General features: G+C 41.7%; 11 protein-coding genes, 5 tRNA genes and 1 pseudogene. All 17 read left to right on the top strand.

Translation table 11 applies throughout. The annotated features are described in order from the left end of the window. Positions 1–173: 173 nt before the first annotated feature. Positions 174–250: transfer RNA gene (locus LX64_RS21040), tRNA-Thr, on the top strand. A 48-nt stretch (positions 251–298) separates the two neighbouring features. Further along, positions 299–381: transfer RNA gene (locus LX64_RS21035), tRNA-Tyr, on the top strand. Positions 382–529: 148 nt separating this feature from the next. Beyond that, a tRNA-Gly gene (locus LX64_RS21030) sits at positions 530–602 on the top strand. A 92-nt stretch (positions 603–694) separates the two neighbouring features. After that, positions 695–766, top strand: a tRNA-Thr gene (locus LX64_RS21025). A gap of 99 nt (positions 767–865) precedes the next feature. Then, positions 866–943: pseudogene (locus tag LX64_RS21020) on the top strand. Between the two features lie 70 nt (positions 944–1,013). Continuing rightward, entirely contained in the window at positions 1,014–2,201 is a 1,188-nt protein-coding gene (gene tuf, locus LX64_RS21015) for an elongation factor Tu (protein ID WP_111599678.1), read from the top strand. A 102-nt stretch (positions 2,202–2,303) separates the two neighbouring features. Beyond that, positions 2,304–2,374, top strand: a tRNA-Trp gene (locus LX64_RS21010). Between the two features lie 109 nt (positions 2,375–2,483). Then, positions 2,484–2,675 (top strand): preprotein translocase subunit SecE, encoded by a 192-nt coding sequence (gene secE, locus LX64_RS21005; RefSeq protein WP_111599677.1) that lies wholly within the window; start codon positions 2,484–2,486, stop codon positions 2,673–2,675. Position 2,676: 1 nt separating this feature from the next. Further along, on the top strand, positions 2,677–3,243 hold the full coding sequence (nusG, locus tag LX64_RS21000; protein WP_111599676.1) for a transcription termination/antitermination protein NusG: 567 nt from the start codon (positions 2,677–2,679) through the stop codon (positions 3,241–3,243). Positions 3,244–3,660: 417 nt separating this feature from the next. Continuing rightward, the gene (locus tag LX64_RS20995; protein ID WP_111599675.1) at positions 3,661–4,347 is read left to right on the top strand and encodes a response regulator transcription factor; all 687 of its coding nucleotides are present in this window, start codon (positions 3,661–3,663) and stop codon (positions 4,345–4,347) included. A gap of 3 nt (positions 4,348–4,350) precedes the next feature. After that, positions 4,351–5,715, top strand: a complete 1,365-nt coding sequence (locus LX64_RS20990) for a sensor histidine kinase (RefSeq protein ID WP_111599674.1) — start codon at positions 4,351–4,353, stop codon at positions 5,713–5,715. 70 nt (positions 5,716–5,785) lie between these two features. After that, on the top strand, positions 5,786–7,075 hold the full coding sequence (locus LX64_RS20985; RefSeq protein WP_111599673.1) for a TolC family protein: 1,290 nt from the start codon (positions 5,786–5,788) through the stop codon (positions 7,073–7,075). An 8-nt stretch (positions 7,076–7,083) separates the two neighbouring features. Continuing rightward, positions 7,084–8,196 (top strand): efflux RND transporter periplasmic adaptor subunit, encoded by a 1,113-nt coding sequence (locus LX64_RS20980; protein ID WP_111599672.1) that lies wholly within the window; start codon positions 7,084–7,086, stop codon positions 8,194–8,196. A 3-nt stretch (positions 8,197–8,199) separates the two neighbouring features. Continuing rightward, positions 8,200–11,337: an efflux RND transporter permease subunit gene (locus tag LX64_RS20975; RefSeq protein ID WP_111599671.1), complete on the top strand. Its 3,138-nt coding sequence runs from the start codon at positions 8,200–8,202 to the stop codon at positions 11,335–11,337. Positions 11,338–11,718: 381 nt separating this feature from the next. Next, on the top strand, positions 11,719–11,928 hold the full coding sequence (locus LX64_RS20970) for a hypothetical protein (protein ID WP_111599670.1): 210 nt from the start codon (positions 11,719–11,721) through the stop codon (positions 11,926–11,928). Positions 11,929–12,149: 221 nt separating this feature from the next. Continuing rightward, complete coding sequence (locus tag LX64_RS20965) at positions 12,150–13,034, top strand: helix-turn-helix domain-containing protein (protein ID WP_111599669.1); 885 nt, start codon at positions 12,150–12,152, stop codon at positions 13,032–13,034. Positions 13,035–13,114: 80 nt separating this feature from the next. Next, positions 13,115–15,790 (top strand): sigma-54-dependent Fis family transcriptional regulator, encoded by a 2,676-nt coding sequence (locus tag LX64_RS20960; protein WP_111599668.1) that lies wholly within the window; start codon positions 13,115–13,117, stop codon positions 15,788–15,790.

Raw genomic sequence — 15,790 nt, 5'->3', positions numbered from 1 at the left:
GCAAAGGTAGTAAAGTTCTTTCCTGTAGGGTGTTTTAGCCGATTTTAGAAAGTGAATGCTTCAAGAAAAAAGCTAAAAAAAAGTTGAAAAAGATTTGGTGGTTTCAAAAATTCTCACTTACTTTGCAACTCCTTTTGAAACAGTAACTTACTCGTTAAAAAAGAAAATAATATGCCAGCATAGCTCAGTTGGCCAGAGCTACTGATTTGTAATCAGTGGGTCGGGGGTTCGAATCCCTCTGCTGGCTCCAAAAAAAGTTTCGAAGGTAACTTCTGGAACTGGAGTAAAGAAATAAGTTGGGCAGGTTCCAGAGTGGCCAAATGGGGCGGACTGTAAATCCGCTGTCTTTCGACTTCATAGGTTCGAATCCTATCCTGCCCACAGAATCAATTTGTTCCGCTTTTGTTTATCAGGGGCGGAACTAAGTTGTGTAAGGGGTTTAGTGATCGACAGACTTGTGTAAGTGAAAGAGGAGTAGTGAGAGCGATTGGAATTAGTTCTTTAGAAGATATTTATTAAGCATTCATTTGCGGGAGTAGCTCAGTTGGTAGAGCGACAGCCTTCCAAGCTGTAGGTCGCGGGTTCGAACCTCGTCTCCCGCTCACTCTAAGACACGAAAGTGATTTTGTGTCTGCGACCAGTGAAAGAGGATATAGATCAGTGAGATTTTATCATTTATTTACATTCCTTCCATGCTGTTGTAGCTCAGGGGTAGAGCACTTCCTTGGTAAGGAAGAGGTCGAGAGTTCAATTCTCTTCAACAGCTCAAAGTTTTTGACAACAGGAGAAAACATGCGAGTATCGTTACGTTTCCATTCTTAATCATTAACGCAATAAATTGATTCGATTAAAAGAATCGCAAAACGGTGTTGTAGCTCAGTGGAAGAGCAGTTTCAAATAATTCGTTTGAAAAAGGTCATGAGTTCAATTCTCATCAGCAGCTCAAGTTTGTAATAACCGTTTTTTAACAACTATCAATACAATCTTTACAAACCATCTAAAAAGAAAATACAATGGCAAAAGAAACCTTTAAGCGGGATAAACCCCACGTAAACATCGGTACCATCGGTCACGTAGATCACGGTAAAACTACCTTGACTGCTGCCATTACTACAATTTTGGCAAACAAGGGCTTGGCAGAGAAGAGAGGCTACGATGAGATTGATGCAGCTCCTGAAGAAAAAGAAAGAGGTATTACTATCAATACAGCTCACGTTGAGTATCAAACAGCTAATCGTCACTATGCGCACGTTGACTGTCCAGGTCACGCTGACTATGTGAAAAACATGATTACTGGTGCTGCTCAGATGGACGGTGCTATCTTGGTGGTTGCTGCTACAGATGGTCCAATGCCACAAACAAAAGAACACATCCTTTTGGCTCGCCAAGTAGGTGTTCCTCGTATCGTAGTATTCATGAACAAAGTTGACTTAGTTGATGATGCTGAATTGTTAGAATTAGTTGAGTTCGAAATCCGTGACTTATTGTCTTCTTACGGTTTCGATGGTAACAATGTACCTATCATCAAAGGTTCTGCAACTGGCGCATTAGCTGGTGACGCTCAGTGGGTATCTGCTATCGACGAGTTAATGACTTCAGTTGATGAGTATATTCCATTGCCTCCACGTCCAGTAGATCAACCATTCTTGATGTCAGTAGAAGACGTGTTCTCTATCACAGGTCGTGGTACTGTAGCAACAGGTCGTATCGAACGCGGTCGTATCAAAGTTGGTGACAACGTTGAGATCGTAGGTTTGATTCCTGAGTCTTTGAAATCTACTTGTACAGGTGTTGAAATGTTCAAGAAATTATTGGACGAAGGTGAAGCTGGTGACAACGCAGGTTTGTTACTCCGCGGTATTGATAAAGCTCAAATCCGTCGTGGTATGGTTATCTGCCAACCAGGTTCTATCACTCCACACACTGAATTCAAAGCTGAAGTATACGTATTAAGCAAAGAAGAAGGTGGTCGTCACACTCCATTCTTCAACAAATACCGTCCTCAGTTCTATTTCCGTACAACTGACGTAACTGGTGAATGTGAATTACCAGCAGGTGTTGAAATGGTTATGCCTGGCGATAACATCGGTTTAACAGTTAAATTGATCGCTCCTATCGCTATGGAAAAAGGTCTTAAATTCGCTATCCGCGAAGGTGGACGTACAGTAGGTGCTGGTCAAGTTACTGAAATCGTTAAGTAATAAAACCACGGTAAGCGTAAATACCTTATATTTACTTGCTTGCTAAAAATAACATACAGCGTTCTATCGAGAGCGTAAGTTTGAGAAGAACGCTGTATATACACGGGCATGGTGCAACGGTAGCATACGGGTCTCCAAAACCTTTGATGTGGGTTCGAATCCTACTGCCCGTGCAAGATTGATCTGGTTATCGTATTATCGTTATCTTTATTCCGGATATGTGAGTCAGTTTTGATTTAACGATATACGGTTATCTTCTAAATAACGTTAACACATTTCGAAATGAGCAAGATCAGAAATTACTTTAGGGAGTCATACTACGAATTGACTGAGAAAGTATCCTGGCCTACATGGCAAGAGCTTCAGGCGTCAACAATGATTGTTTTGGTAGCCACAATAATCATCACCTTGATGGTATGGGGCATGGATGCCGTATCTCACTTTGTTCTAACTCAATACTACAATTTACTATAATATGGATGCAGCCAATAATCCCACTCAGGAAACTAAATGGTACGTGCTGCGCGTGGTGAGTGGTAAGGAAAAGAAAGTGAAAGAATATCTTGACATTGAAATTCGTCGCTCAGATTGGGCAAACGTGATCAGCCAAGTGTTCTTACCTGTAGAAAAAGTTTACAAGGTGCAAGCCGGTAAAAAAGTAATGCGGGAGAAAAACTTCTATCCTGGCTATGTAATGATCGAAGCGGTAGATGGTAAAATGACAGACGAAGTGATCCAAGCGATCCGCAACGTTTCTGGTGTTATCCACTTCCTCGGTAAAGATCAACCCATTGCATTGCGCAAATCGGAAGTAAATAAGATGCTTGGTAAAGTAGATGAATTATCTGACCAAGGTATCCAAATGAGCGAACCGTTTATCGTAGGTGAAACTATCAAGATTATCGACGGTCCTTTCAACGACTTCAACGGTATCATCGAAGAAGTAATCGAAGACAAGAAGAAATTGAAAGTAACAGTAAAAATCTTCGGTCGCGCTACGCCTGTAGAACTGAACTTCATGCAGGTAGAAAAAATCAGCTAATATTTTTTTTAGAGAATATTCACAAAACGCCTTCCTTTCGGAGGGCGTTTTTGTTTGTGTTACTTGCTGTATGTATAGAATTGTGGAAATCGCCTATTCCAAACTTTACATTGCCAATAACTTGCATGTTTTTGATTGCATAACCTGTGAAAACCAAATTCGTGCAAATCACTCGTAATTGTTTGCACATAATTGTTTCCACTTCCAGGCATGATAGTAGAATCCCAACTCAGCAAAAAACTATTACCATAGCGTACTCCCCAATATCCACTACCTTCTGCTTTTGGAAAATTAGAGGATGATACAATGTCTTGGGTGAAAGTGCGCACCACTACAAAGCCTTGCTTAACTTTTCCAATCACTTTTTAATCCCCCTTTAAAACCCGCTCTGCCCAAAATGCCGTAATTTTATCTATCATGAAAATATTGCTGATCGAAGATGAACCGAAAGTAGCCGCTTTTATTAAGCAGGGACTGGAGGAACATCAACATACCGTGGAAGTGGCCTACGATGGCCTAACGGGAGAGCGAGCCGCCTTACAAAACGACTACGATCTCGCGATTATCGACGTGATGTTACCTTATAAGAATGGGCTGGAACTGTGCACGACCATTAGGTCGAGAACGTCGCATTTGCTTATTTTAATGTTGACGGCCTTGAATACTACGCAAGATATTGTAGATGGTTTACAGGCAGGGGCAGATGATTATTTGGCGAAGCCATTCCACTTCTCGGAGTTGTTGGCGCGTATACAGGCATTGGGTAGAAGGCAGCAACAGTTTGTGTCGAATGCTATTAACCCGGTACTTACGTACGCCGATCTTACCTTGAACACATATACGAAAACAGCTTCCCGCGAAGGCAAAGAAATTCGCCTTACAGCGCGTGAATACTCGTTGTTGGAACTGTTTATGCGTAATTCTAATAAAGTATTGTCGCGCATTCAAATCGCCGAAGCTGTATGGGGCTTCGACTTCGATACAGGTACCAATACCATCGATGTATACATCAATTATCTCCGTAATAAAATCGACAAAGGTTTCAACGGCGGCCAGTTAATTCATACTGTTATTGGTATGGGTTACATGATGAAGTTGAAATAAGCTATGAAAATAAGGAACAGGTTAGCATTGCAATTTACGCTTATCTCCGGGGTCATACTCTCGGTGATTTTCGTATTGCTATACCTGTTATGCGCACAGTTTATGCGTAATAGCTTTTATAGCTTGCTACAAGAACGGGCTTATATTACCGCCCAGGTGTTCCTTGAAAAAGATGAGCTGGCTGTTAAGAAATTCCTAGATGTACAAAAGCGTTATCAACAAGGTATACCAGGTGAAACGTCGAACATTTACGACGAGAATAATGCCCCCGTTTTTATTGAAGAATCCAAATATAGCTGGCCTCCCGGTTTATTAAACACCGTACGTGCCCGCGAAGAATACCGGTTTGTACACAATGGGAAACCTGCCCTCGGTATTTATTACAAGGATAACCAGGGGAACTTCGTTGTTATCGTAATTGCCCGGAATAAGGTGGGCAATGCCCAGTTGAACTTTTTAATGTGGCTATTGATCGGGTTATATGCTTTCGGGTTGACGATCGTGTTTTTTATGGGGCGCTGGTTTTCAAGGAAAGCATTGCAGCCTGTACATACGATTAATGAAGAGGTAAAGAACATTCGTTCCAATAACCTGCATTTAAGGGTTAATTACAGCAAGAATAAAGACGAAGTAGATGAATTGGCCCATAACTTCAACGAGCTGTTAGAACGCTTGGAAATAGCGTTTGCGAAGCAAGCATCGTTTGTTAGTAATGCTAGTCATGAGCTGCGCACCCCTTTAACCACTATTATTGGGGAAATAGAAGTGAATCTACAAAAAGAGCGCACAACAGCTGCGTATATACAAACCCTGCAATCGGTACTCGACGAAGCGGAGAAACTGCGTAGTATTTCCAATGGTTTGTTAGAACTTACCCGTGCCGATTATTCGATGATCGGGGTATTACCGCAAGATATACGGATTGATGAAATGCTATGGGAATTGCAGGCCGAATTCCGTCAACAACAACTCCAATTAAACATTATACTCCAAGAACTGCCCGAAGATACCGGCGCTTTAATTGTTTGGGGAAACCGCCAATTACTCAAATTAGCCATTAACAACATCATTAGAAATGCCTTCAAGTTCTCGCACAACAAACCGGTAGATTGTTTGTTGAAATATAGCAAAGAAGGGTTGTTGTTGGCTATACAGGATAGGGGTATCGGCATTGCGCAAGAAGATGTAGAACAAATATTTATGCCCTTATTCCGTGCCCACAATGCCCGTAGTTTTAGCGGTTTTGGGATTGGTTTAGCGATGTCGGAAAAAATAATTGCACTCCACGATGGCAGTATTTCTGTGGATAGCGTACTAGGAGAAGGCAGTACATTTAACATTTTATTTCTACCCCGCAACGTATTCTAATCTTGTTTTAATCCCAATTTAATTCCCCGCTAATAAGCCCTTCTCATTTTTGTGCTAGAAACCAAGAAGTATGCATATTAGTTTATCTACGCGGATGACCTGTATATTGTTGTTATCGTTGTTATGCTGTCGACTACACGCCCAACAAGCCGATTCTACCAGGCTTAGCTTGCACGACGCAGAAAAGTTGCTACTCGAGAAAAACATCCCTTTACTCGTTCAACGCTATAACATCGACGCAGCAAAAGCTGACGTTATTACCGCCAAATTGTATGATAACCCCCAAGTAAGCTTTGAGAACGTTATCTACAATCAAACCAACCACAAATGGTTCGACCTTTCCTATGAAGGGGAGAATACATTTCAATTACAACAAGTTATTAAACTCGCCGGTCAACGTAACAAAGCTGTAAAACTCGCACAACAAAATGTAAAAATGACCGAGTACCAATTCTACGATCTCATGCGTACGTTGCGTTACGAGTTACGCGACAATTTCTTTAAAATCTATTATCTCCAGCAATCATTACAACTCTTCCATACACAAGTAAACACCTTGGAAGCCATGTTGAAAGCGTTTGAAGATCAACAGAAGAAAGGCAATATTTCCATGAAGGAAATGCTGCGAATTAAATCGTTGTTGTACGATTTGCGTTCAGATGAAGACGAGGTATTGCAAGACTTACAGGATGCACAAAGCGATTTTAAATTGTTGGTGCGCTTGCCGGCTACAGCTCAAGTGATTCCTACGTTGGGCGATGATATGGAGCAACAATTAGCGAAAAACTACACGTATCAATATCTCTTGGATAGTGCACGGAATAACCGTTACGATTATAAAACAGCGGAAGCTAATATTGAGTACAACGAGTTAAACTACAAGTTGCAAAAATCGATGGCGGTGCCCGATTTACAAATCGGCTTCAACTACGATAAGCAAGGGAACTTCACCAGGAACTACAATGCCCTTACCTTATCGATGCCATTACCGGTTTTCAACCGCAACCAAGGGAATATTAAGTTAGCGAAAACCATGTTGGAAAGTAGTAAGCTCCAAAAAGTAGGGAATGAAGACCAGTTGCAACAAGAAGTTATGAATAGCTATAACACGGCCATTCGTACCGAGAATTTGCTGGGAACTGTTGACCCTTCTTTTGGGAACGATTTTACGAAACTGATCGGCGAAGTGCAACGCAATTACCAACTGAGGAATATTAGCTTGTTGGAGTTTGTAGACTTATACGACGCTTACCGTAATAGTATCTTAAAAATCAATACCCTTCGCTATAACCACGCGAGTGCGCTGGAGGCTATCAACTTCTCTACCGGCTCACTCATTTTTAATCCTACTAAAAATTAATTTTCTATATGAAACCTGCAATGGTACAACGTTGGGGCAAAGCACTACTGGCAAGCAGCTTGTGCGCATGCATTTTGTCGAGTTGTGATTCTAAACAACCAAAAGAAGAACCGGCTTCAAGTGATTGGGTATTGAGTGATTCGTTGTTGAAGCAGTTGCGCATCGATACCGCTACGAATAATCCCGTGGAAAGTGAGATGGCTTTAACAGGTAAAATCACCGTGAATGAAGATCAAGCGGCGCGGATTTTTCCTTTCGTGAGCGGTATCGTAACAAGCGTGAATGTACATTCTGGCGATTTTGTGAATAAAGGACAAGTGCTGGCGTCGATTCGAAGCGGTGAAGTGGCCAACTTCACAGCAGATGTTAGCGTGGCGGAATCGAACTTGGCTACAGCGAAGAAGAATTACGAAGTACAACAGTCGTTCTTACAAAGCGGCTTAGCATCGGAAAGAGATGTGACAGAAGCAAAAAGTGAATTTGATAAAGCGAAAGCAGAGCTGAATAAATCGAAGGCAGTATTGTCGATCAACGGTGGTGCTTCGCACGATAATTACGTGGTGCGTTCTCCAGTTCCGGGATTCGTGATTATGAAAGAAGCTACGGAGAACTTACACTGGCGTAGTGATAATGCAGATCCCATTTTTATTGTAGCAGATTTGAAAAACGTGTGGGCGATGTTGAATATTTATGAATCCGATATCGCGAGCATCAAAACGGGTGACCAAGTTAGCATCACAACGCTTTCTTATCCCGATAAAGTGTTCACCGGTAAAATCGATAAGATCTACAACATGCTCGACCCGGAAAGCAAAGTAATGCGTGCAAGGGTGGTGATTGATAACCCCGGTTATTTATTGAAGCCGGAAATGTTCGTAAGTGTAAAAGCAAAACGTAACATCAACGAAGAAATGGTGAGCATCCCCAGCCGCGGTGTTGTATTCGATAATGATAAATACTATGCGCTCGTATTAACACACGATCAACACAAAGTGGCGATCCGTGAAATCCATATCGTTAAAACAGTGGAAAACCGTGCTTACGTAGATAAAGGTTTGAAGAACGGCGATCAAATTATCGCGTCGAAACAAGTATTTATTTACGAATCATTGAAGAAATAACAGATGAACAAGTTTATCAAGAAAATACTCGCCTTTTCACTTAGCAATAGGTACTTCATTTTCTTTGCAGCAGCTGTAATGGCGGTGGCAGGTTATTGGAGCTACAAGCAAATTGGGATTGAAGCGTTCCCCGATGTAACCAATACATCGGTAACGATTATTACCCAGTGGCAAGGTAGAAGCGCGGAAGAAGTAGAAAAGTTTGTAACGCGACCCATAGAAATTTCTATGAACCGCGCACAAGGGAAAGCGTACATCCGGTCATCGTCGCTATTTGGTTTGTCGGTAGTGAAAGTGATTTTTGATGATGATGTAAATGATACGGATGCACGTATTCAAGTGAATAACAACATTAGCTCAGCCAGTGTACCCGATGGTGTTGAACCAGAAATTCAGCCGCCATACGGGCCAACGGGCGAAATTTATCGCTATACTTTAGAGAGTAATAAACGTTCTGTTCAAGAATTGAAAACCATCCAAGATTGGACGGTAGAACGGAATTTACTGGCTGTACCCGGTATTGCCGATATCGTAAGCTTTGGTGGATCTGTGAAGATTTACCAGGTAACGGTGAACCCCGATAAAGCTGTGCAGTATGGGATTACGGCACAAGAACTTTACCAAGCATTGTCTAAAAGCAATATCAACGTAGGTGGCGATGTAATTGTAAAAAACTCGCAGGCATACGTCGTTCGTGGTATTGGGGTGTTAAATAATGCCGATGAAATCAAGAACATTATCGTAGATCATATCAACGACGTACCCATCTTAGTAAAAGATGTGGCCGAAGTAAGTATCTCATCATTGCCTCGTTTGGGGCAGGTAGGGCGTGATAAAGAGAATGATGTAGTAGAAGGTATTATCGTGATGCGTAAAGGGGAAAACTCTGGCCGCGTGATTGAAGCGTTAAAAGCAAAAATCATAGAGCTAAACACGAAAATTCTTCCTCCCGATGTTCAAATCAAACCTTTCTATAACCGTGAGGATCTTATCGGCTACGCAACGCATACGGTGTTGCACAACATGCTGGAAGGTATCATCTTCGTAACGGTGATTGTATTCATCTTCATGGCCGATTGGCGCACGACGGTAATTGTATCGATCGTGATTCCACTGGCGCTTTTATTCGCATTCATTTGCTTGAAGTTAAAGGGCATGAGCGCCAATTTATTATCGATGGGGGCGATCGATTTCGGGATTATCATTGATGGTGCCGTGGTGATGATGGAAGGTATTTTCGTGATACTCGACAAACGTGCGCATCATAGTGGTATGGAGCGTTTCAATAAGATGAGTAAAATGGGTATGATTCGTAAGGCCAGCTTAGAAAACGGTAAAAGTATTTTCTTCGCGAAGCTAATCATCATCACCTGTTTGTTGCCCATTTTCTCCTTCGAAAAAGTAGAAGGCAAAATGTTCTCGCCGCTTGCGTGGACGCTTGGTTTTGCCTTACTCGGCGCTTTAATTCTCACCTTTACCTTGGTGCCGGCTTTAGCGAGTGTATTGTTGAAAAAAGATGTTCGGGAAAGAAACAATCCTTTCATCAACGTATTGTTGAAAGGGGTAAGTAAAGGCTTCAATTTCTGTTTTAAACGTCGCCGACCTGTATTTTTTGTTACGATGTTAATACTTGGCTTTGGATTATATGCTTTTAAATTCTTAGGAACGGAATTCTTGCCGGAACTGAATGAAGGGTCGATTTATATCCGGGCAACGGGGCCGTTGAGTATTTCATTGGATGAATCGGTGTCGGTGGCAAATAATATTCGTAAGAAATTGTTGACATTCCCAGAAGTGAAGCAGGTAATGTCGCAAACGGGCCGTCCGAATGATGGTACAGATGCAACGGGTTTCTATAATATAGAATTCCACGTAGATATTTACCCGCAAAAGGAATGGAAATCTGGTCTTAGCAAAGAGGAACTGATTAGCGCCATGCAACGCAAGTTGGATGGCATACCGGGGATTTCGTTGAACTTCTCGCAGCCTATTATGGATAACGTAGAGGAAGCGGTTTCGGGGGTAAAAGGCTCGATTGTAGTGAAGATGTTTGGTGATGATTTCAACGTAATAGAGGAGAATGAAGAAAAGATTGAAGCGATCTTAAAAGGAGTGGACGGTATTACGGATTTGGGTATCCTCCGCAACCTCGGCCAGCCGGAATTACGCATCAACCTCGATCAACAAAAAATGGCCATGTACGGTGTTACTACCGAAGATGCCAACAGCGTGATTGAGATGGCTATAGGTGGTAAAGCAGCTACTAAAATATACGAAGGCGAAAAATACTTCGACTTACGCATTCGCTATCCCGAAAGCTTCCGTGAGAACGATGAAGCAATTGGTAACCTCATGGTGCCTACCATCCGTGGGAACAAAGTGCCGATTAAAGAGATAGCTACTATTCAAAAAATCGTTGGTCCAAGTATTATATACCGTGATCGACATACCCGTTATGGTGCAATTAAATTCTCGATCCGTGGTCGCGATATGGGTAGCACCATTGAAGAAGCCCAAAGAAAAGTAAATGAACAAATCAAAATCCCGGATGGCTATAACCTCGAGTGGGCCGGCGATTTTGAAAACCAGCAAAGAGCCACCAAGCGTTTAGCGCAAGTGGTGCCCATTAGCTTGTTTATCATCTTCCTGATCCTTTTCATTCTATTTGGTAAAGTAAAAGACGCGTTGTTAGTGCTAGGAAATGTACCGTTTGCTATTATCGGTGGTATTTTCTCGTTGTGGATAACAGGCGTGAACTTTAGTATATCTGCGGGCATTGGGTTTATTGCTTTGTTCGGTATCTGTGTGCAGAACGGGGTGATCCTGCTAACAACTTTTAAAACAAATATCCGCTTAATGAACCGCGATCCTAATTTCAGCCTTGCGGAAGCCGTGAAACAGGGCGTGATTTTACGAACGAGGCCGGTTGTAATGACCGCCATGATGGCTGCCATCGGTTTATTACCGGCTGCTATCAGTACAGGTATTGGTTCGGAAACTGCAAGGCCGTTGGCGCGCGTAGTAATTGGCGGTTTAATCACGAATACAGCGTTTGCATTGTTCATTTTCCCGGTTATGTTTTATTGGACATACTTAAAATCGGAAGGTGGGCATCATCCGTCGAAACGTACTGAATCATAACAAAGGTTTTCGTTATACACCGCTATATCAATTTAAAGAACAGGCGTGGGCTTCTGCCCGCGCTTCTTTATTTGTGGGAAATGGGGGGTGGACCAGGCATTTTTTCGCTGTGGGGCATTCGTGGCGTCGCATTCCTTTCATCGATTGCAATACTAGCGGTGTGGGTTAATGAAATTAAAATCAATTACTTAACTATAATAATGAACAGCATATAATCTACTGAATGAAATGAACAAAATCATTAGAAATGGATGAAAATGAACGATTTAAATAATCTAGGCTCGTCTTAAATTGTGCCACCAGTCCTAGTTTCACAAGGATTAACTCCTATAAAAACCAGTACGTTTCATTTTTTAATTGTTTTAAATTTCATTTAGTCCCATGGAAAACATTTCACAATTCGGTTGCGAAGAATTATCATTTGCAGCACAACAAGAAATCGAAGGTGGTGCATTACTTTCTTCTTTGAAAGCATTTTTGACAGACCTTCTCACTAACTCGCAAGTTATTGTTGCAACTGTTCCAGTAGTAGGAACAACCGCATTTAGTTTAACAGCTCCTTTATTAGCTGCCGTTAAAAACGCGCTCTAATAATTAGGGTTGTTTTTGAGATCATGTTGGGCCCATTTAGCTTCCAGCTAAATGGGCTTTTTGTTTTTTATATGTTTCACCATATTTCACCATTATTCTGATCAATTGTTCATATATGAACAAATAAAAGTGGAGGGTTTATTCATAAATGTCTATTAATCAATTAATTGCATCGTGGCACGACGATTGAATAATAGGGTGCATATCCAAACTGCATTATTATGAATGAACTATTAGTGTTTAAGCCAGCCCGCGACGCCAATACCCTGCGTCAACCCCTCGTACCTGTTTTTGATATTCAGCCCTTAGCCGGTTGGGATGAAGTGCCGGGAGGCAGCCTATCTACTTTACAAAAAACCGACGCGTACGAATTTATATGGATACAGCAAGGCACAGGTTCTTTAATGGTAGATATGCAAAATATTCCTTTAAAACCTTACCAAGTGTATAGTTTAAGCGCCGGGCAACTTCGGAAAGCCAGCTTCTCCAACGACGTAAGCGGTTTTTACATCTCGCTATCCCCCGAATTATTCTACCTACTCGCCAATGAAACCAATTCGGCTTTCTTATCGGCCCAGTGCATCGGTATTCAACAAGTTACCTCTGTTCAGCTCGATGAAGAAACGATCGACGAAACGGGTGAAGTGCTGCGCAAAATTGAGCGTGAGTATGTGAATAACGGCACCCACAGGCTAGAGATCATTAAAGGTTTATTCAGGATTTTCTTGTTGTATGTAGCCGGTAAATACGTGCAACCCGAACAGCAAGAACTACAAAACAAAGACGCACAATTGGTGAAAGAGTTTATGATGTTACTGCGAAAACAATTTAAACAAAAACGCCTTGTACTCGATTATGCTAAAGAATTATGCGTTACACCTAATTATTTAAACCGTGTAGTTAAAAAAGTATCAGGATTTACAGCAAGTCATCACATCCAACAATACATTATCCTGGAAGCCAAGCGCCGTGCATCGCATTCTCAAAGTAGTATGAAAGAAATTGCATATACCTTAGGATTTAATGATAACGCACACTTTAGCAAGTTCTTTAAGAATAATACCGGGATGAATTTCACCAGTTACAAACGAAAAGTAAGCGCCTAGCGCATCACAGCGGGCACAGTTGATTTTCTATGATATTGTATTATTTTTGCAGCGATGGCAACGCGAAAAAATAACCTTTCATGATGAAGTCCCGCAAGAACACAAATGATATGACAGGAGCACATCCAAGCGGGATTGCCCAACAACTCGCTACTCAACAATCTTTACTGCAAGCAGCTATGGCATTGCAACAAATAGATTCTACAGTGGCTTTACAAAGTTTTATTAAAACCGGTTACCAATCTATTATTAGGTATACGGATGCACATATTTTCATTTACAACGAAGCATCCAACAGCTATGTACACATCATACACCCGGAATTAAAGCACACAGCAGGGGCATTGAAAAACTTGTCGAAAGCAATAGCAAATCAAACACCCCTTCTTATTTCTTGTAAAAACGACGACGCACTACAACAAAAGAGATTATATACTTTATACGCAAGTTTACTACCTGCCAATGTGCAGCAAATACTGGTGCTGCCATTTTATTTAAACGATAAAATTATTGGATACGCTTGTTTATTCGCGGAAGATGCCCATGCTTTTGCCGATGACAAACAAGTCGATTTTCAAATTATACAATTACAATTAGCGCAAGCCACCATCCGGTTGCTTGCGCTTTCATCCCACGCTGCTGCTTCCTTCAATTCTAATTATTTATTACACAACAGCGAGGCGCTTGCCAATGTAAAATCCAAGGAAGAACTCCGTAAAGCGCTACAACAGCTAAAATCTTGCTTGTCATTCCAAGATACGGTTATCATTAAACTGGAAGAGAACGACAGTATTTTCACTGTTTTCTTGCACGATTGCGAGCCTGAACGTAGTCGCCAGCAAGCATTTGATAACTTGGTGAATTCGGTACATACTACGAATGAGAAGTTATGCACGGCTGTTATTAATTCTGCGCAACCTATTGTTTTTGATATACAAACATTGGTGGAGGAAGGTAGCCACTTGGGTTTCAACTTCATGCAGGAACATGGTATACAGGAAGTGATCTGTATGCGTTTACGGCGGGGAAACGAGTCGTGGGGCATTTGGATGTTAATGTCGGAAGAGAAAGGTGCATTTACATTGTCGAGCCAATTATTGATACAACAATTATCTTATCAAATAGCGAATGTTTCGTCGGATTTATTCTCGCAAGAGATGTTTTTATCCCGCGAAGCAGAGCAACTATTATTACTTGGAATTAGTAATGAAATAGGGAAAATACGCGGGAAGAAGGATTTGCAAGGTATTATGCAAAAAACAAAGCAGGTATTGCCTTTCAATGAAGTGATGATAGGTGTGTATAATCCCACGAAAACCACGTTCCAAGTATGGGCGATAGCAGCCGATGACATACATACTACGAAGCCGGGATTTGAAGAAATCGCTTACGCCGAGTATCCTGTAAACAATGGTATTCAAGATGTATTGCTGCAAGCCTCTACACCACAGGTTTTCTATATCGAAAATCTTGTGATGAAAAATGCCGGCCAAAGCTCTTGTATTCCTTATGTATTTGAACTGGGTATCCGCGAAATAGCGGCGATGCCTTTATTGGCTAGTAATAACGACGTGATTGGGTTTATTACATTACTATCTACCAACCGGGGTGCCTTTAGGAATAAGGATTTGCGCTTGTTGGAAGGAATAGGTACGCAATTATCTGTTGCCCTAAGTAACGTATTAACCAACGAGAAAATCGAGCAACAACTCGAGGAAATTAACGAGTACAAAGAGAAATTAGAGGAAGAAAAATCATATCTCCAAGAAGCCGTTACCGGCGGCTATACTTATAGCGACATTATTGGCTCATCGGCTGCTATGCAGCATGTTTTCCAGATGTTGTCGCAAGTTTCGTTTGCTGAAAGTACTGTATTGGTACTGGGCGAAACAGGTACGGGTAAGGAATTAGTAGCGCGCGCTATTCACAATTCTTCACCCCGGAAAGATAACTTGATGGTGAAGGTCAATTGTGCGGCACTTCCACCGTATTTAATAGAAAGTGAGTTATTTGGTCATGAAAAAGGCGCATTCACAGGCGCCGTGGAAAGAAGAATTGGGAAGTTTGAACTAGCCAATGGCGGCACCTTGTTCTTGGATGAAATTGGTGAGATGCCCATCGATTTGCAAGTGAAGTTATTACGGGCTATCCAAGAACGCGAATTCGAACGGGTAGGGGGCAAATCTACCATTAAAGCCGATGTACGCATTATTGCTGCTACAAACAGGAACTTACAACAAGAGGTAGCAGCAGGCAATTTTAGAAGCGATTTGTTCTACCGTTTACACGTATTCCCCATTACACTTCCTTCCTTAAGAGAAAGAAAAGAAGATATTCCTTTGCTGGCAGCACATTTTATTGCCCGCTTTGCTAAAAATGCAGGCAAGCAAGATATTCGTATAGCGGCAACGGTGATGAAGCAAATGATTACATACGATTGGCCGGGGAATGTGCGAGAACTAGAACATGTGTTGGAAAGAAGTGTGCTCTTATGCCAAGGGAATACCATCAAATCTATGCAACTCGACCAACGCGATGCACGATCTAAATCCAATACGGAGATCAACTTCACTCGTTCCTTGGAAGAAGTAGAGCGAGAATATATCTTAGGGGTGTTGCATCATTGTAAAGGCAAGGTATTCGGCCCCGGTGGTGCGGCCGAAATATTAGGTATGCATGTTTCTACCCTCAACCACCGCATGAAAAAATTAGGCATTCATAAAACGAATGTCTTCACGATACAACAGGCTAATTAA

The sequence above is a fragment of the Chitinophaga skermanii genome, assembly GCF_003259335.1.
GTDB lineage: Bacteria > Bacteroidota > Bacteroidia > Chitinophagales > Chitinophagaceae > Chitinophaga > Chitinophaga skermanii.
Note: the sequence above shows the minus strand (reverse complement) of the source record. Positions and strands in the feature narration are given on the sequence as shown.